Below are 19694 nucleotides of genomic sequence, written 5' to 3' on the forward strand. Positions count from 1 at the left end.
GTAGCCTGCAAAAGTGCCGCTGCCATCGTCAAAGCTAAAGCTGTATTTAACTTGTAGGTTATCTTCAAGTGTTTCGTCGTCATACTCAGGTAGTGTTTTAACGATGCTTTCATCATTTGCACCGCGTACGCCATAGCGTACTAACTCTAAAAAGCCGCCATCTAAAATTTGCTTTTTATTAAACCCTTCGCGGCCATTATTAGCGTTAATTTTAGTGTTTGAGTTTGCATCGGTATCTTGGCCTATACGAATAAAGTATTCGCCATCGCTATTCTCGCCTTTTAAGTTACCTTCGGTAGTAAACATTTGCGATTCAATATCGCTGCTGTATTTTTTAGCCGTAGCAAGGTAGCGCTGCGCGTTTTTATCATCGCCACTAAGCGTTGCGATATCGCTTGCGGTAATAAGGCCTGCCACTATTGCCGCAGTTGTAGATGGAGAATAACCGCTTTGCTCTTCCCAGCGCTCTTGTTGTGTTGCCGGAGGTGTAATTTGTGTGTCGTTCCACAAAATTTTAGCAAGTCCCCCCTCGACTAAAAAATCTGCCGCTGGTTTTAACATTTTGCCGTACCAGCTTTTTAGCTCTTCATCGCTAAGTACGTTGGCTTTATGTAACTTCCATGCCAGCATGATAGGCATAGCAGTTTGATCAAGCTGTACGCCTACCCATTCTAACTCACCATCGACGTGTGTTTTTTGTAAAAACCAGCCTGTATCGCCTTTATTACCTGGTGTTTTGCTGTTTACTTGCACTTTTTCAAGGTATTCGAACGCTGTTTTTGCTGTGGCAGTATCGCCAAGCGCCATAAATGCCATGGCTACTTGATAAAAATCGCGCACCCATACCGCTTTATAACCCGTAGAACCTTCTTTGGCTGAAACCGTTTCGCCCCATGGGTTAGATAAAGAAGCAATTAATGCCCCTGCGTGTGTTTTATCTTCTTGTGCTTTTAATACCATGGCACTGGTGTATAAAAGCTTACCGTTATCGGCTGTTTGTTCAACCATGGGATTAAGCGGTTTTAGGCTTTGTAGGTAATCTTCCCAGCCTAGCGCTTCACCCTTGCCATTGTAGTGATCGAGCACCGCTTGGTAGCCTTTAGCTAAGCTTTTTTCGCCCTGCTTTATACTTTGCTGCTGCGTTTTACCAAAGCTCAGGGCTAAATCAAAAGTGGTATTTGCAGTTATCTCGCCAAGCTCTGCAAGCATGCTTACATTCCCAGCCGTTTCGCCAGTATTTGTGTATTGGGTAGTTATAGATTGCGTAGTTTTAAGTGCATTAATGCCGTCACTTTTTCCTGTAAACCCAACTGTTTTTGCTTTAAATGGTGATGCGGATTGAAGTGATAAATAGTTATCATCTTCCCATGCTACAAGCCCTTTCTCTGTTGTTTTAGCAAAGTCACCTAAGCCGTTATTATTAATGTACGGATTAACAGACACATACGCTTTTAGCCCTTCAAGCTCAGTATTAAATACACTGCGTACAAATAGGGTTTGCCCATCTGGGTCAGTAAAGATGTGTTTTTCTAGGCTAAAGCGGCCTTGTTTATCAGTGCTTGTTACTTTATAAGCCAGCGATAACGGGCGACCTTGTGCATCTTTATGTAAGTAATCAATGGTGACATTTAAATCATCCGCTTCACTAACGGTAAAATCTTTACCTGTTACTATAAATTGCATGTCTTTTATTTGTGCTTGGTGAATAAGCCCAAACATGGTTTCGGTGATCATACCTTTAGCTATTGAAAACCATACTTTAGACACATCCCCCGTTGCAGCTGCATCAGTGTATTGGCCGTTTTGGTATTGCTCGTATGATGTACCAATACCTGTTTTACCCGCATAAGCCCAAAAAGGCTCTGCGCCTGGGGCGCCTGGGGCCGATGTAACCTGTGCTGTGGTACTTTCGTTAGTCGTGCTTGTGTTTTGAGCNGGCGGTTATAAGGTTATATTTTTTCATTGTGTGTCCTTAATGAGAATTTTTAACGCGCATTACTGCAACAGCAGCAACAACAAACGAAGCTGCACCAATTAATAATGCGTAAATAGGCTGATTAGAAAATACGTGGCGTAAAATAAGCCCTAAAACACTGGCGGCAAGTAACTGAGGTATAACTATAAAAAAGTTAAAAATCCCCATATAAACGCCCATTTTGTTACTCGGTAGTGCGTTACTTAACATGGCATACGGGAGTGATAAAATAGACGCCCAAGCAAACCCTACGCCTATCATAGGTATAAGTAACATTTTAGGGTCTTGTATAAACATAAAGCTTGCAAGACCTAACGCGCCCAGCAATAAATTAAAGCAATGCGCGCCTTTTAATCCCATTTTTTTAACTAAAAATGGAATACACATAGCGGCAATTGCGGCAAATCCATTGTAGGCGGCAAATAAAATACCCACCCAATCTGCACCATCGTTAAATGCTTTAGAAGTTGCATCGCTACTACCATAATGAAAGCTTGTTACTGCAGCGGTGGTATAAATCCACATAGCAAATAAAGTAAACCAGCTAAAAAACTGCACCCAGGCAAGCTGCTTCATGGCCTCTGGCATAGTAAATACATCTTGTACTACTTGGTAAAAACCACCTTGGGTTTTATTCGCACTTTTAAGCGCCGCTGCAATCCACTGCACAATACCAAACGCTAATAAACCACCAGCAAGTAGGTATAATTCTTTTTCAAGGGATAAGCCCATGACTAATGCAAGAGTTGCTAAACCCAGTACCACAAAAATAATGGCACCTTTATTAAAGTTAATATCAACCACTTTGCTTGTTGTAGGTTGTGCGTTTTGCTTTTCAAAAGCCGCTAATTGCTCAGGGCTGTATTCTTTAGTACGTGCAACGGTCCAAAGCACCGCAACAAGTAACACCACCCCGCCCCAATAAAATGAGTATTTAACAGATTCAGGAATTTGCCCTGGAGCTGCGGTATTACTTACATCAAACCAGTTGGTCATCATCCATGGTAATGCTGAGGCTAGTACAGCACCAATACCAATAAAAAAGCTTTGTAAACCGTAACCTGTCGCGCGTTGCTTTTCTGGCAAGTTATCACCAACAAGCGCTCTAAACGGTTCCATGGTTACGTTGATTGACGCATCCATGATCCATAACATACCCGCGGCAATCCAAAGCGTTGGTGAATGCGGCATAATAAATAGTGAAAGCGTTGTTAACACTGCACCTATAAAAAAGAACGGACGACGACGGCCAAAGCGCCCCCACGTTTTATCGCTCCAATAGCCTATAATAGGCTGAACAATTAAGCCTGTAAGCGGGGCTGCAACCCATAAAATGGGAATATCATCAACTTGTGCGCCTAATGTTTGAAATATTCGGCTCACATTGCCGTTTTGCAGGGCAAAACCAAATTGTATGCCTAAAAAGCCAAAGCACATGTTCCATATTTGCCAAAAACTTAAATTTGGCTTATCGGTATTATTATTTTGATTATTCATTATTAGCCTTATTTGTTAATACTGCGCTGCTAAATGCATCAAGTGTGAGGTTAAATGTAGCGCCTTGCGGGTGAGCTTTAAGCCCGGTGGTGTGATTTTCAAGTAAATCATTTAATAGCGTATTTTCGCTCATTGCACCTAATTGTGCCTTTGATAAATTAACCGTAACTGTTTGTGGCTGCTCGCTAAAGTTACTTAACACATACACACTTTGCTGGCCTAAAGAGCGGGTAAAACCAACTACACGTTCACTTCCTACAAGGTTAAGTGCCGACATTTCTCCGCCTACTACAGCAGGTAAACTATTCAGTGACATAACCGCTTTGTAGTAATTACGAAGTGCTACTTGCTCTGCGGTTAAGTTAGCGCCATCAAATTTTCCGTTATTCATCCATGCTTGGTGCGCTGGAACGCCAATGTAGTCAAAAATACTGGTACGTGTCGGCGCTCCAAACCCCGCGTTTTCAGAGCCATCTTCTCCCACATCTTGAGCAAAATATAAAAGTGTTGGCGCGCGGCTAATTAAATTAGAAACAACTAAAGCAGGTTTACCCCACTGGGCATTACCTGCAAAGTCTGGGCTTGCGATTCGTTGCTCGTCGTGATTTTCTAAAAAATGCAGCATATGTTGCTCTATATCGAGCACACTTTGATGCGCATCAAAAATACTATTGGCAGGTTGTTTAAGTTGCATTACCGCTTTTAAGGTATCGTAAAAGCCGACTTTATCGTAAAGATAATCCATTTTACCTTGCTGAATATAGGCACGGTACATTAACGGGTTATAGACTTCGGCCAATAAAAACGCATCGCTTTTTTGCATTTTTATTGACGAATTTAAAAAGCTCCAAAATTCAACTGGGACCATTTCGGCCATGTCGTATCTAAAGCCATCAACGCCTTTGTCTAGCCAAAAAAGCGCAATGTCTCTAAATTTGTACCAGCTATCTGGTAGCTCTTTATCTTGCCAAAACGCATAATGATCACGGTAATCTTTGTCTTTATAGTCGTTTGGCAGCTGAGCAAAATCGTAGCTACCATCTGGCTTTACGCCATAATTTACTTTTACTGTTTCGTACCAATCGTTAATATCGGGTTTTGGTGCACGGGCACCGTTACCTGTCCATTTAGCAGGTGTTTCATCAAAAAAGCCATCCGCAAGTGGGTGATCCTTTCCACCTAACACGGTATAAGTTGTAGAAGTAGGCACTTGAAATGACTGCCCAGGCACATAATAAAAGTTGTTATTTTTATCGTACGTTTTACTGGTGTCGTCTTGTGCGCCGAAATCCTCTACGCCTTTAGGCTTTCCAAGTGATTGATAATTTCGGGCAACATGGTTAGGCACTATATCAATAATGACTTTCATACCGTGGCTATGTGTACGTTCAATAAGCTGGCTAAACTCTCCCATGCGGTTTGTTACATTAACGGCTAAATCGGGGTTAACATCGTAGTAATCTTTAATTGCGTACGGTGACCCTGCGCGGCCTTTTACTACATCGGGGTCATCTTGTGAAATGCCGTAGTCGGTATAATCGCCCACTAGCGCGTGGTGTAATACACCGGTATACCAAACGTGCGTGGTACCTAGCTCTTTAATACCTTTGAGGGCTGCATCGTTAAAGTCGGCAAATTTACCTACGCCGTTTTGCTCTTTAGTGCCCCATGGCACATTGGCTGTTTCGGTATTACCAAACAAACGGGTAAATACTTGATATACAACCGGCTTGGTAAGCTCATTTTGCGTGTGGGCAGGTGCTTGCTGTTGTTCAGGTTTGTTATTTTCTGAACACCCTGTAGCAATAAGTGCACTACACAGTACTGCGGGTACATAAACAGATTTTTTCATTGTGTGTCTTTTTTGTCAGTATTGTTATTAACTTTATACTAAAGATTACTGCAGCAACCATACAGTTGCTGCATACGTATTCAGGTCACTATTGTGGCGTATTTATAACGAGTACCGTTGCGCTCATCGCTGGTAATTCAATGGTTTTGCCAAGCTTTTGTGTTTTTTGAGTAAATAAATTAAATGCTGTTGTGCTGTTAGGCATTACCTCTTGCATATACTCAATATTTTTTTGTAGCGCTTGTGTGTTTTTATTCATAAATACCAACACTGTTTGCTCATCGCTAATACGCGCATAACTATAAACCCCTTGTTGAGGCGTAAAATGTACAAGCTTTCCTTTATCTAATGCTGAGCTGTTTTTTCTAAAGTTAAGCAGCGTACTGATGGTGTTATGCATCTCTTTTTGCTGTTTTGTTAAGCCCTCTTTGGTAAAGGCATTACGAGTTTGCCCTTCAAACCCGCCGGGGAAGTCGATTCTAATATCACCATGGTCTTTACTTGGGGTGTTATCTAATAGTACTTCCGTACCGTAATACATTTGCGGTATGCCACGTGTGGTTAAAAACAAGGTCATCGCCATTTTTGTTTTGGCTACATCTTGGCCAAGCTCAGTGTAAACACGGCTCATATCGTGGTTATCGGCAAATACCATAATGTTATTTGTATCAGGGTATAAAAAGTCATTAGCTAACGATTCATATACTTTAACCCAACCCGTGTTCCAGCTTTCATCTTCATTTAGCGCTTGAATTACCGACTCTTGCAACGAAAAGTCCATCACGCTTGGTAAGCTTGATGTATAGCCATCTTGGTTATGCTTTCCACGTTGCCAGTAAGAGGCAATAGCAGGGTTAGACGTCCACTCTTCCCCAACAATATTAAAATCTGGGTACTCTTGCATTATGGCTTTTGTCCAATCACTCAAAAATGCTTTATCTGAATACGAGTAGGTATCAACACGTATGCCGCTTAAATCGGCGTATTCTATCCACCAAATCGCATTTTGAATTAAGTATTCACTTAACAGTGGTTGGCGCTGATTTAAATCAGGCATGGTTTCTACAAACCAGCCATCGTTAAACTGGCGCTTGTCGTATTCACTGGCGTGTGGGTCTTGTATGGTTTGGCGCGCATGGCTGGTGGCATTTTTGCCTTTATTAAACTCACCATTAAAGTTAATCCAATCTTTAGTTGGCTTATCGTTAACCCAAGTATGCTCAGAGCCAAAATGGTTAAGGACCATATCCATTACTAGCCCTATACCCTGCTCTTTTGCTTTTACAGATAACGTTTTGTATAACTGGTTTGAGCCCATGCGTGGGTCAACCTTATAAAAGTCTGTAATTGCATAACCATGATAAGAATAATTAGGCATGTTGTTTTCAAGCACAGGCGTTAACCAAAGCTGTGTTACGCCTAAGTCGTTTAAATAGGGAAGCGCGTTTATAACGCCCTGAATATCACCACCGTGGCGCCCACCTTTTATACTCGGGTTTGCCGCTTCTAACATGCTTGGGACGGTATCGTTTTGTTTATCACCATTAGCAAAGCGATCTGGGTTAATTAAATAAAGCGTATCAGCTGATGTAAACCCTTGACGCTGAGCGCTGTTTTTATCTCGTTTAAGAAGTGGAAACTCAAAGTTATTGCTTGTTTCGCTGCTATTAAATTCAAGCGTTCCGGCTTTAGCGGCGTCGGTAATGGTAATATTTAAAAATACATAATTTGGATTGTCGGTACGGGTTACTTTATTTAACTTAACGCCGTTGTATTTAGCTAATTTAATTTGCTCGTTTGCAATGTTTTGCTCATGAACCATGATGGTAATCGTGTTTTTGTTCATGCCAACCCACCAATTAGCTGGCTCAACGTCAAGTGCGTAGCTAATGGTTGGTAAAGTACAGGCACTTACAAGTAAAAGTTTTTTTAAAAGTTGCATCATCAGGCCTTTTTAATTTTTGCTAAAAAATCTTTATGAGTGGGTAATTGATCTACCGTTGAGGTAATAAGCGTTTTTAGTGTTGAGAATAAATCGTTTAGTTGTTCACTACTGAGTGAGTCAACAATGCTGTTGTAATCTTCGGGGATAAGCCCTTGGCCAATAAACACCTGTTGCCAGGCAACTTCGGCAAATAATTCGTCGTTTTCGCGCACTACTTTGCCGGTTTGCTTAAATAATTTGAGCTTATGGGCCAATGAGTCAGGAATGTCCATTTGCTTACATTCTCGCCAAAATGGGGAGTCTTCTCGCGCTGTTAGTGTGTAATGCAATATTATAAAATCACGAATGTGCTCTATTTCTATCACGCTTTGCTTATTAAATTCAGTAACTAAAGCTTCGCTTATGCCATTGTGTGGAAACAGCTTTATTAAACGGGTTACGGCACTTTGTATTAAATGAATACTGGTAGACTCTAACGGCTCTAAAAAGCCACTGGCAAGGCCAACCGATACCACATTTTTATGCCATTGCTTTAACCGCCGCCCTGTTTTAAATTCAATCACCCGCGGCTCAGTCATTGGCTCAGCGGGTAAATTATCTATTAATAACTGCGTTGCTGCATCGTCAGATAAATAACGACTACAATACACCAAGCCATTACCTATTCGGCTTTGCAGCGGTATTTGCCACTGCCAGCCTGCGCTGTGTGCAATTGAACGCGTATAAGGTTTTAGCTCGCTAGTACCTTGAGACTGCACCGCCACGGCGCTATCACACGGTAAATAATGAGACCAATCGACAAAACCTGTGTTAAGGGTTTGCTCTATGAGTAAGGCGCGCTGCCCTGTCGCGTCTATAAAAAGGTCGCCATTTATCTGTTGTGTGTTATCAAGGGTTAATGATTTTATATTTCCTGATAGAGGGCATTGTTCAACCTGCTCTATTTTGGCATCAATATGCTCAACACCGCGTGATGTTGCGAGGTTTTTTAAAAACTCAGCATATAACGTTGCGTCAAAGTGATACGCATAACTCAAGCCAGGCAATTGTGTATTAGGTAGGGTATTTAAAGGTGCAAATTTATGCTGTTTAGCCGCTTGGTAGTTAAGAGAAAAGTCCCATAAGCTTTCTTCTGCACCGCTAATATGCCCTTTTATCCAAAAATTGTAAAAATCGCAAAAGGGGAAGTCTTTTCCAAATGAGCCAAAAGCATGCATGTAGCTATGAGAGGGGGTTTTCCAATTTTCGAACTCAATTCCTAATTTTATAGATGCATTTGTAGCATTTATAAAATCTTGCTCGTTTATACCCAATGCGTTATTAAGCTGAATAATAGGCGGAATTGTAGCTTCACCCACGCCTATAGTGCCAATAGTACTTGACTCAATAAGAGTTATTTTAATTACTTTACCTAACACTTTATTAAGCAAGGCGGCTGTTATCCACCCTGCCGTGCCCCCGCCTGCGATTACGACGTGTTTTATTGGTTTCATATTATTGTCCACGTTTACAGTTTAAAGTTTTGTTAAGTTTGATAAAATTTAGATAAAGTAGCTATAAAAAAGCCCTTGTAAAACAAATTACAAGGGCTCCTACACACAACCTTTATTATAGCTTGTAGCTAAAGCCTAACAAGTAAGTACGACCGTAATCTTGGTAGTCACGAACTTGTAGCGCGTTATCGCCAGAAAGCGATGTAAACGGCTCTTCTGTTAAGTTTTGAACTTGGAACTGAATTGATAACCCTTCAAGGCTTTCAACACCGGCCTCACTAAAGTCGTAGCCCGCTTGAATGTCCCAAATTGTTTCGCCTAGGATATCCACTTGCTCGGTATCAAAACCTAGCCCGTATACATCACCTTTAAAGGCACTACGTTTACGCATGCTGGTACGCAGTTGAATACCATTCATTTCGTAGTAAACCGTTAAGCTTTGAATTTTGTCAGACAGACCCGGTAGCTCGTATTCATTGCCGTTTTGATCTTTAATGTCTGATTCAATACCGGTATGGCTTGCAATTAAACCAAAACCTTCAAGTGACGGGTGGAAAATTTTAAATGGCAATGCTAGAGATAGCTCGTAACCGTATAGGTCGCCGCCACCGCCATTTACTTTACCACTACCAGTACCTTCAGAAGTAGCTGGTATTTCACCTGTTGATGGGTCAGCAACGCCCGACATATCAATTTCGTATGTGCCGTCAAAAATCCACTGGGTTAAGTCTTTATAGAAAAACGCAGCAGAGAAGTAACCCTCATCGCTAAAGTAGTTTTCGTACGTTAAATCATAACCAGTTGCTTCTTTAGGCTCTAGGTTAGGGTTACCACCCGATACAGACCAAAAGTTACCATTTTCATCAGGCGTTGTGTTGTATGATGCATCAATAGATGAGTTCATTTCGTCCAAACGGGCGCGTGAGATTGTTTTAGCTGCACCAAAACGCACTGTTTGCTGCTCATCAATCGCAAGTGATAAGTTCAAACTTGGTAAAACGTGTGAATAATCGTGGCTAATATTGGTAGGTGATGCCACAACAATGCCATCTACAGTACTAAATGCATTACCTTGCGATGACTGATCAGTGTGAACGTAACGTACACCTATATTACCCGTTAACGCTAAGCCGCTTACTTCTGCATTAATATTAGCTTGTGCAAACGCAGAGGTAATTTCTTCTTTTACGGTCCACGATTTAGTTAAATGGCTCGTATTTGTTAAGCTTTCATCTAGTAAGTCGTAGTAGCCGTCATTAACAAGACCATTTACATTGTAGGCAATCATATCGCCCATGCCAATAAAGTCTAAATCAACGCTGCCCATTCGATACTGCTCTGGCACGGTAACTAAACCCGGGTTATCAAGTGAAAACCCAGATAACGTCATAAAGAAGCCCTGCGAATCTTTGGTTTTTTCGCGCTCTTTATAAGACATACCAAATTCAATTGAGCTAAAGTACTCGTTTTCTAATACTTTAGATGCCGCTAGTTTTAACGTAGATAACTCATCTTCAATTGTAGGTGCATTAATGAAGCCATCTTGCGCTTGGTTTTCATACTCGGTGCCGGTTAAGCCATATTTATCATTTAAAGCAGAGCTTGCACCCCATGATAAAGGACCACCTAATTGCATTAAGCTGTAATCGCTGTAATCTAAATCGTGAGTAAAGGTAGCACCTGTATTACCACCGTTAAATGTGTAACCTAGGTTATCTGCAACACCGCGAGCATCGCCTCGGCCTGTGCCTGAGTAACTCTCAAGGCTCCAAATTTTACGATCTACTTGAGAGTAACTTGCGTCAAACTCTACTGACCACGAGTCATCAATATCGTATTTAGTGTTAAAGCCAAACGCGGTTAGTTCTGCTTCACGCTCTTCGTAGTCGTTACGAACAACCACACGTTGGCCATTTGTTACCGCACTGGTAATAAAGCCACTTGCGTCATCTACAGCTACGCTTGCAGGGTCAATCGAACCTTGACCCCATGCGAATGGGATTTCGATACCACGTAAGATTTTTTCATCTGTAAAATCAACATATAACGCATCAAACGTCATGTTTAATTTGTCTGTAGGCGCGGCCTCTATTACGAGCATTGCTGAGTCACGTTCAAGGGTTGATGAACGTACAAATGGTTTTGCACCCCCTAATATAGAGTACGTTTGACCATCATCAGCAGTAAATTCAGGGTAACCCCAAGCGTTCCAACGTTTTTCTTGATTTGGAGAGCTCATGGTATTTAGTGCAAACGCAACACCTATGGTGTCATCTGCAAATTGATCAATGTATGAAATAGTACCGCGGTAACCATCGTCGTTACCGTCTGGGTTTAGTTTATCAAAGCTAGTTTGCTCGTACTGGCCATTAACTTGAAATACACGCTCGCCTTTACTTAAAGGACGTACGGTTTGCATGTTAATAACACCCGCAATACCTTCTGCTTCAATACTTGCATTAGGTGTTTTATAAACGGTAACACCGCTCATAATTTCTGATGGGTAAAGGTCAAACTCTACGCCGCGGTTATCGCCAATAGATACTTGCTCGCGGCCGTTAAATGTAGTACCACTTTCGTTTTCACCAAAACCACGAATTGATACTCTACTTGCGCGACCATCTAGGCGCTGTGCCGTTAAACCTGGTAAGCGTGCAATAGACTCAGCAATAGACGAATCAGGAAGTTTACCTATATCTTCAGCTGAAATTGACTCAACGACTTGAGTAGAAAAACGCTTTGTGTTGATTGATTCTACAACACTGCCACGAAAGCCTTTTACTTCGATAACCTCAACGTCATCATTTTTAACTGTATCTTCTTGTGCTGCTACAGAGGCAAAGCTTGCTAATCCTGCAGTAGCCATTGCCAACGTTAATATACTTGGTTTGAACATAGACATGATGTTTTTCCCGTTACCCATATTGTGATACTCGCTTCTTTATTTGAGTGATAGTCAAACAGGCGAGCTAATTTTGTTGTCAGCATCAATATTAACGCTCGAATTATTTTATTAACAACTTTATGCATACGTATTCAGTGCTATGCAAAAGGCTAAAAGTTAACAATGAGTTCACAAATAAAACTTTAACCCACTGTTTTAAGTAGTTTTATATTGGTGCAACCTAGTGATTTATTATCATTATAAAAATACATCAAATATTTAACTGAAATCCCTTTGCCATCGTTTGTAAATAGCGTTAATTAAAGGTTTTTTATAAATTTACACGCATATCTTTTGTAAAGATTATCAGATTAAATTGGTCTGACCAAAGAGTGAAATCACCAAAGCTGTGCAGCCCTTTAAAAATAAGCACCAAAATAGCCAGTTGTTTTAGTTACACATAAATAAACATGATTGGTAAAAGTGCTGCAGCGGTTTTTATGCGTAACTTTCCGCTTAGCTAAAACCGCTTTTATGTAAGTAAATTAGCTGCATACGTATGCAGACTTTTTACAGAGCAGCACCCTTCACGTATGCTTTTTGAAAATTTAGTGATTGTTTAAATCAAACTAATAACAATATAAATACTGTGTGGAACGACGGAGAAAAGCATGGCCCAACAGCAGTGGTATAAAGGTGCGGTTATTTATCAGGTTTACCCGCGAAGCTTTCAAGACAACAATAACGATGGTATTGGTGATCTTAAAGGGATAATTAATCGCATTGATTACATTAAAAGCTTAGGCGTTGACGCTATTTGGATTTCTCCTTTTTTCAAATCTCCAATGAAAGATTTTGGCTACGACATTAGTGACTATCGCGATATAGACCCCATATTTGGTGACCTAAACGACTTTGATGAGTTAATAGATCAAGCACATAAACGCGACATTAAAATTATTATTGACCAAGTGTTAAGCCATACATCAGATCAACATCAATGGTTTTTAGATAGCCGCGAAAACCAAAACAATGATAAAGCTGACTGGTACGTATGGGCAGATGCTAAAGAAGATGGCACAGCGCCTAATAACTGGTTATCTATTTTTGGTGGCGGTGCTTGGCAATGGGAGCCTCGTCGCGGTCAATACTATTTACATAACTTTTTAACCGAACAGCCTGATTTAAACTTTCATAACCCAGATGTAAGAAAAGCTGTTTTAGAAAATGTAGAGTTTTGGCTTAAAAAAGGTGTAGATGGTTTTAGATTAGACGCTATTAACTTTTGCTACCACGATGCACAATTACGTGACAATCCTGCAAAGCCTAAAGATAAACGCCAAGGCCGTGGCTTTAGTGAAGATAACCCATACGCGTTTCAGTACCATTATTATAATAACACCCAACCAGAAAACATTGAGTTTATGCAAGACATACGTGCACTACTTAATAAATACCCGGGTACTGTATCACTTGGTGAAATTTCATCGGAAGATTCATTGGCAACAATGGCAGAATATACCCAAGGCGGTGATAAGCTGCATATGGGCTATAGTTTTGAGCTACTCACTGATGATTATTCAAGTGAATACATAAGAGAAACCGTACAGACTCTAGAGCAACGCATGACTGAAGGTTGGCCGTGCTGGGCGTTTAGCAACCATGATGTAGAGCGTGTTGCGAGCCGCTGGAGCCAAAATGGTCAAATAAACCCAGCACAATGCAAAATGCTTACTGCTTTATTAGCTTCTTTGCGTGGTAGCGTATGTATGTACCAAGGTGAAGAGCTGGGGCTAGGTGAAGCCTCTGTAGCATTTGAAGACCTACAAGACCCATACGGCATTACCTTTTGGCCAAACTTTAAAGGTCGTGACGGCTGTAGAACGCCAATGCCATGGGAAGGTAACAACACACAAAACGCAGGATTTAGTGCTGCTAAACCCTGGTTACCAGTTGATAGCGCGCATACGCAGCAGGCTGTGTCTGTACAAGATAAAGATACAAATTCTATACTTAATGCCTACCGTGAGTTTATGGCATGGCGTAAACAGCATACTGTGTTATTAGCAGGCGATATTAAGTTTATTGATACTGCTGAGCCTATCCTCGCTTTTTACAGAACGCTAAACGAGCAAACTATGTTATGTGTGTTTAATTTAGCTGATACCAATCAAACATTTGAGTTGACTGAAACAGTGACTGAGGCGCATGACTCACTATCTCATTGTAATGCTACTTTAGATGGTAATAAGCTAAACATGAATGGTTTTGACTGTTACTTTGCTTTTGTAAAATAAGAATGCCCTGACGTATGATGCTCAAAAGCCCGATTTTATCGGGCTTTTTTGTGCGCTCAAATAGTGGGGCTGCTATAGCCGGTATTAAGACGAAATACCGACCTCCAAACCACTAACTTAACCTTTCTAATGTGATTGTGTTTTACTATTTAAATAATCAGTGAGCGCAAATAACACGCCAGAGCTTACAAAGGTGACATGGATAATCACTTTCCAAAATAGCTCCTCACTTGAATGAATATTAGAATTAATAAATACCTTTAAAAGCTCAACTGCAGATATGGCAACAATTGCGCTAATAAGCTTCATTTTTAAGCCAGAGAAACCTACTTTTCCCATCCATGACGGCCTATCTTCGTGGCCCTCAATATTAAGCTTTGAAACAAAGTTCTCATAACCACTAAAAATAATAATAAGTAATAAACCAGCCAGTAAAGCGGTATCAACGAGGGTAAGTATACCCACTAATAACTCTTGGTTTTTTGCACTAAAAGTGGCAATACCCATTAAATAAAGTTGCTTAAAAAACTTTATTAATAGCAATATTACAGCAAATAGTAGGCCTACAAAAAACGGGGCTAATATCCAGCGCCCTTTAAATATAAACGACTCTAAGCCCTGCTCTACTTTGTGTATTTTACGAGGCGTACTGGTTGGTTTTGCTTGGTGTTCTGACATTAACTTATCTTTTTATAAAAAAGCGACCTTAGCTTATAATTTATTACAACACAATTACTTATATAATTATTTAAGCGTAATTTACTCATCTTGACGATAAAAATTTTTCGTTATCTTTTATTTTAATTTCGATTAAAAATCACTACACCAACAGAGTTGTTCTGCATTGGGCACTATTTAAATACAGCTTTAAAATGTATTTAAATCGTAAAACCATTTATTTAGGAATCAACAAATGAATAAAGCATTGCTAGCATTAATAGTTGCACCACTTTTTGCTGTATCTGCAACGGTTGCAATCGCAGACGATGCACCAGTAGCTTCTGCACAAACAATTAAAGAATACACAGATATGTGTGTAAATTGGGCTAAAGATGATGATGTAAGTAACGACGATCTATTTGGCTATGTTCTTCAATGCGTTAATGATGAATTAGAGTCTGAAGGCTACAAAAAAGTATCTACTGTACAAATCTAAACAATAAAAAATATGCGGCTAATAAAGCCATTGCGACGCATATAATCATAAAAAAACCGGAATGACACAAGCTGTGCATTCCGGTTTTTATTTGTCTTAAACTAGATTAATTTTAAGGTTTATTCAGCTTCTTTTTTTGCTTTAGGTTTAGCTGGCGATTTTTTTGCAGCCGCTTTCTTTTTAGGCGCTGCTTTTTTCTTCGCTTCTTCTACCCATTTACCCGCTTCATAGTGAGCAGTCCAGCCTGTGGCTTTTCCGTCAACTTCCGTCATCACGTATTGCGCTTTATTTTTACGGCTATAACGTACTACGGCTAAATTACCATCAGGATCTTTTTCTGGCGCATCAGCTAAGTAATAAAACTTAGGTGAAATACGCTCTCTAAAACGCTTTAGCTCAGCCACTTTAGGCGCTCGCGTCTCGCGTGATTTAGGGAAAGTGTTAGCCGCCAAGAAAATACCTGCAGCCCCGTCACGTAAAACAAAATAAGCTTCTGACTTTTCACATTCAAGTTCAGGTATGTGCACAGGATCTTCTTTTGGTGGCGCAGCTTCGCCGTTTTTAAGTAACTTACGCGTATTTTTACACTCTTCGTTGTTACAGCCAAAATACTTACCAAAACGGCCCGATTTAAGCTCCATGTCTGAGCCACATTTATCACATTCGATAATAGGCCCATCGTATCCTTTAATTTTAAAGGTACCTTGCTCAACGATATACCCTTCACATGCAGGGTTATTACCACAAACATGTAATTTACGGGTTTCGTCTATTAGGTAAGAGTCCATAGCCGTTTCACAGATTGGACAGCGCTTCATTTGCATTAATGTTTCAGTTTCAATGTCTTCAACATCTGCCGCAACCGCTTCATCCCCTGATACTAGGTTCATAGTGGTTGTACAACGCTCTTTAGGCGGTAAGTTATAACCTGTACACCCTAAAAACACCCCTGTAGATGCCGTGCGAATACCCATTTTTCTGCCACACGTAGGGCAGTCAATGTCGGTTTCGACCATTTGATTAAGGCGCATTCCGCCTTGCTCTGGCTCATCTTTGGCTATGTTTAATTGCGTAGAAAAATCAGCATAAAACTTATCAAGCACTTGGGTCCATACACGCTCGCCTTCGGCGATATCATCTAAACGACCTTCCATTTTTGCTGTAAAGTCAAAGTTCATTAAATCAGTGAAGTTTTCAACCAAACGGTCGGTAACAATTTCGCCCATTTTTTCAGCGAAGAAACGACGGTTTTCTACCCGTACATAACCACGGTCTTGAATTGTTGAAATAATTGATGCGTACGTAGATGGACGACCAATACCACGTTTTTCAAGCTCTTTTACTAAACTTGCTTCACTAAAGCGCGCTGGCGGTTTAGTAAAGTGCTGCTTAGGGTCCAGCTCAATTAAACTAAGTACTTCGCCTTCTTTTACTGCTGGCAGCGATTGATCTTCTTCATTCTTTTTACGTACCGCAGGTTGCACTTTTGTCCAACCATCAAAGCGAAGTACTCGCCCTTTTGCTTTTAGTTGATACTCATCAGCGGCCACAGTAAGTGTTGTTAAGTCGTACTCTGCAGGCACCATTTGACAGGCAACAAACTGACGCCAAATTAATTCGTACAGTTTTTTGGCATCGGCATCAACACCTTCAACATGCCCAGAAAGTACAGTTACACTTGAAGGACGGATCGCTTCGTGCGCTTCTTGTGCATTGCCTTTAGAGCTGTAGCTAATTGGGTCTTTAGGTAAGTACTTTGCGCCAAACTCTTGGGTTACATAATCACGACACATTTCAACTGCATCTTTTGACAGATTAGTTGAATCGGTACGCATATAAGTAATGTAACCTCCTTCGTAGAGGCGCTGTGCAAGCATCATTGTTTTTTTAACGCCATAGCCTAAACGTGTACTGGCGGCTTGTTGCATGGTTGAAGTAATAAAAGGCGCACTTGGGCGGCTTTTGCTTGGTTTTTCTTCAACACTTATTACTTTATATTCGGCTGTCTCAAGGCTTTTAACTGCGGCTGTAGCCTGAGCCTCATTTACCGGCTTAAATGGCTTGTCAGCTTGTTTAGTGACTTCTAAGCGTAATTGTGACTCAGTATTTTTAACATCGGCGTGTATATCCCAAAACTCTTCTGGAATAAACGCTTTAATTTCACGTTCGCGCTCTACTAATAAACGTACCGCAACCGATTGCACACGCCCAGCAGAAAGCCCGCGCGCTACTTTAGCCCATAATAATGGCGATACCATAAAGCCAACTACACGGTCTAAGAAGCGGCGTGTTTGTTGTGCATATACCATGTCGGTATTTAGCTCACCTGGTGTTTCAAACGCTTGTTGAATCGCATTTTTTGTAATTTCGTTAAATACAACGCGTTTATATTTTTCAGGCTCACCACCAATAATTTCTTGAAGGTGCCAAGCAATTGCTTCCCCTTCTCTATCCAAATCCGTTGCAAGATAAACTTGGTCTGCATTTTCGGCCAGCTTTTTTAACTCTTGAACTACTTTCTCTTTACCTGGCAAAATTTCGTAATGTGGCTCCCACCCTTTTTCAGGATCAATACCCATACGTGCAACTAAGTTAGTGTAATCTCGTTGCTGTTTATACGCTGCCTTTTCTTCAGGCTCCATTTTACGAACTTCAGCTGGCGTTTTAGTCGCCGGTACTTTAGCTTTGTTCGAACCTGAAGTAGGTAAATCACGCACATGTCCAATACTGGACTTTACGATGAAGTCTTTACCTAAGTATTTATTAATTGTTTTAGCCTTAGCAGGTGACTCTACAATTACTAGCGATTTGCCCATAGTTGCCTATTTCTAACCAAATATTTAAATGTGTTTTGCCGACATAAACGGCGCGAATATTTATAGGTATATCTACAAACACCTATTGTTACAAGCTTTTAATACAAACTTTTCAGTATTTACTGAATAAACAAACAATTTTTGTTGTTAAATTATACAAACCGGTGTTTTTAAAATAATTGCTGTGGAATATATAGAACACAAATAAAAAAGCCAACCTTAAGGTTGGCATTTTTTACATTCTACCGATTATAAATCGTCGGTTACGCTAACAGAAAGCGTACTTTCTAACCCTGAAGGCGCTTCGGCAGTAACGGTTAAAATACCACTAAACTGCTCATTTCCTCCATCTAAGTCTTCACGCGTAATACCAAAGGATAAACCAACAGGCACAATACTTGTTGTATTAGGGTAAGTGTAATTATCACTACCTGTTAAAATACCGTTGTCTGTGTCAATAGAGATGGTTGTTTCAGCAGGCATTGGGTTGTTATATATATCTGCTATAAATACCGTAAGCCCTAGGCTAGCAGTGCCTGATGCAGTTTGTGTTAAATCTATTGCATCAACCTGACACATTATTGCGCTAGTGGGGTCGTTTTGCACACGGCGAACAAGTGGACTTGCAGGGTCGCTGTTTACACGTACCTCTGAAGCAGTTGCACCCGCGATAGCAGAGCAATCATCCGCGTATGTAACTAGCCTAAAGAATGCAGTATCACCCGACATTACGATTTCTTGGTTTTGAAATACATTAACCATTTGACGACTACAAATACCTGCGGCTTCGTCTTCTTCACGACACAGTAAGCCGTTGTATAGGCCGTTTTCTGTGGTCCATGTACCATTGCCATCAAAATCGACAAATTCTTCAAACTCATCACCGGTTGAGTTATCGCGTGAACAGGGGTCGGTTCCATCATTACAGTCTTTACCGCCATAGGTGCCATCTTCATTGTTATCGATAAAGGCTTCTGGAATATCAAATAAATCATCAAAAAAATCTTCACTGTCAAAGTAGCCGTTGCCATTTAAATCAGAGAACGTTTCTTCACCAATTGCATAGGCATGTACAGTGGCGCGACCACCTAACGGTAAATCTACCGTTAAGTCATTATTTAAAATTCCTAATGGACATGGTAAACCACCATCACACTTTTGCGTAATGGTATTTTCATACATAGAGTCAGTAAACGGGCGTGGGTTACTGCTGGTCCACGTTACGCTACACGTACCATTGGTTGTTGTACAACTTGGCTCTATTACGCCCCCTTCTGTGATAAAGCTAACAGCTGTTCCATCTGGCACAGGGTTGTTGAAGTGATCAGCTAGGCGAGCATTAACCGATACGGTATTACCATCAACATTTAACGCATGAGGGTTAAATATAGAACGAGATAGCGAAAAGCTATTTTGATCAGCAATACCTGTACTAATTACAAGAATATCTGAAGGGGCGGTTACAATAACCGTGTCGCCATCTACGTCTTCTTCGCTAGATGCGATAACACGCACAGGCGTAGCAATTGAACCTGATTGAACTGAGGTAGTCACTTCACCGCTGGCATTAGTAATTGCACTGGCTGTGCCTAACGTTATACCACCGACTGCCGTTGACAGCTCAAAGTTAACCGTTCTTGAAGCTAAATCATTGCCATTTGAATCCACAAGTTTAAATGTTACTTCAGAGATTTCAGTTCTGTCAGCACCACCCGTACCTTTTAATGCAATTACTGGCTCAGTCACTTCTACAAACTGTAAAAAGCCAATATTGGCAGG

The 19694-nt window shown here is 40.7% G+C and carries 10 protein-coding genes and 1 pseudogene; 2 read left to right on the plus strand and 9 right to left on the minus strand.

All coding sequences use genetic code 11. From position 1 onward, the window contains the following. The 6 genes and pseudogenes from L650_RS0114315 to L650_RS0114340 form a co-directional block, all read right to left on the minus strand. Positions 1–1963, minus strand: a pseudogene (locus tag L650_RS0114315) (glycoside hydrolase family 15 protein); the annotation flags it as partial. A gap of 9 nt (positions 1964–1972) precedes the next feature. Beyond that, complete coding sequence (locus tag L650_RS0114320; protein WP_029773528.1) at positions 1973–3472, minus strand: MFS transporter; 1500 nt, start codon at positions 3470–3472, stop codon at positions 1973–1975. Continuing rightward, a complete protein-coding gene (locus L650_RS0114325) occupies positions 3465–5324 on the minus strand; it encodes an alpha-amylase family glycosyl hydrolase (RefSeq protein ID WP_029773529.1) in 1860 nt (619 codons plus the stop codon). Before L650_RS0114325 ends, L650_RS0114320 begins: the two co-directional genes overlap by 8 nt. A gap of 88 nt (positions 5325–5412) precedes the next feature. Continuing rightward, positions 5413–7269: a glycoside hydrolase family 13 protein gene (locus L650_RS0114330; RefSeq protein ID WP_029773530.1), complete on the minus strand. Its 1857-nt coding sequence runs from the start codon at positions 7267–7269 to the stop codon at positions 5413–5415. Beyond that, positions 7269–8762: a tryptophan halogenase family protein gene (locus tag L650_RS0114335; protein ID WP_029773531.1), complete on the minus strand. Its 1494-nt coding sequence runs from the start codon at positions 8760–8762 to the stop codon at positions 7269–7271. Before L650_RS0114335 ends, L650_RS0114330 begins: the two co-directional genes overlap by 1 nt. Positions 8763–8877: 115 nt before the next feature. Continuing rightward, on the minus strand, positions 8878–11664 hold the full coding sequence (locus tag L650_RS0114340) for a TonB-dependent receptor (RefSeq protein WP_029773532.1): 2787 nt from the start codon (positions 11662–11664) through the stop codon (positions 8878–8880). A gap of 653 nt (positions 11665–12317) precedes the next feature. On the opposite strand from L650_RS0114340, the gene L650_RS0114345 reads away from it, so the two are divergent. Next, positions 12318–13943, plus strand: coding sequence for an alpha-glucosidase family protein (locus L650_RS0114345; RefSeq protein ID WP_029773533.1), 1626 nt, complete (start codon positions 12318–12320; stop codon positions 13941–13943). A 126-nt stretch (positions 13944–14069) separates the two neighbouring features. On the opposite strand, the gene L650_RS0114350 is transcribed toward L650_RS0114345, so the two are convergent. Further along, the gene (locus L650_RS0114350) at positions 14070–14621 is read right to left on the minus strand and encodes a TIGR00645 family protein (protein ID WP_029773534.1); all 552 of its coding nucleotides are present in this window, start codon (positions 14619–14621) and stop codon (positions 14070–14072) included. A gap of 235 nt (positions 14622–14856) precedes the next feature. Between L650_RS0114350 and L650_RS0114355 the strand changes: the two genes are divergently transcribed. Next, entirely contained in the window at positions 14857–15099 is a 243-nt protein-coding gene (locus L650_RS0114355) for a hypothetical protein (protein ID WP_004587793.1), read from the plus strand. Positions 15100–15218: 119 nt separating this feature from the next. Here L650_RS0114355 and topA read toward each other — a convergent pair whose 3' ends face one another. Continuing rightward, positions 15219–17915, minus strand: a complete 2697-nt coding sequence (gene topA / locus L650_RS0114360; RefSeq protein ID WP_029773535.1) for a type I DNA topoisomerase — start codon at positions 17913–17915, stop codon at positions 15219–15221. A 249-nt stretch (positions 17916–18164) separates the two neighbouring features. Continuing rightward, positions 18165–19694: Ig-like domain-containing protein (locus tag L650_RS0114365; protein WP_029773536.1), on the minus strand; the 1530-nt coding region annotated here is incomplete at its 5' end.

Origin of the sequence: Pseudoalteromonas sp. TB51 (assembly GCF_000498055.1) — a bacterium.
Taxonomy (GTDB): Bacteria; Pseudomonadota; Gammaproteobacteria; order Enterobacterales; family Alteromonadaceae; genus Pseudoalteromonas; species Pseudoalteromonas atlantica.

What these genes read in the sequence shown, in the direction of transcription:
- L650_RS0114320 (WP_029773528.1), bottom strand. Translation starts at nt 3,472, where the DNA reads ATGAATAATCAAAATAATAATACCGATAAGCCAAATTTAAGTTTTTGG.
- L650_RS0114325 (WP_029773529.1), bottom strand. Translation starts at nt 5,324, where the DNA reads ATGAAAAAATCTGTTTATGTACCCGCAGTACTGTGTAGTGCACTTATT.
- L650_RS0114330 (WP_029773530.1), bottom strand. Translation starts at nt 7,269, where the DNA reads ATGATGCAACTTTTAAAAAAACTTTTACTTGTAAGTGCCTGTACTTTA.
- L650_RS0114335 (WP_029773531.1), bottom strand. Translation starts at nt 8,762, where the DNA reads ATGAAACCAATAAAACACGTCGTAATCGCAGGCGGGGGCACGGCAGGG.
- L650_RS0114340 (WP_029773532.1), bottom strand. Translation starts at nt 11,664, where the DNA reads ATGTCTATGTTCAAACCAAGTATATTAACGTTGGCAATGGCTACTGCA.
- L650_RS0114345 (WP_029773533.1), top strand. Translation starts at nt 12,318, where the DNA reads ATGGCCCAACAGCAGTGGTATAAAGGTGCGGTTATTTATCAGGTTTAC.
- L650_RS0114350 (WP_029773534.1), bottom strand. Translation starts at nt 14,621, where the DNA reads ATGTCAGAACACCAAGCAAAACCAACCAGTACGCCTCGTAAAATACAC.
- L650_RS0114355 (WP_004587793.1), top strand. Translation starts at nt 14,857, where the DNA reads ATGAATAAAGCATTGCTAGCATTAATAGTTGCACCACTTTTTGCTGTA.
- topA (WP_029773535.1), bottom strand. Translation starts at nt 17,915, where the DNA reads ATGGGCAAATCGCTAGTAATTGTAGAGTCACCTGCTAAGGCTAAAACA.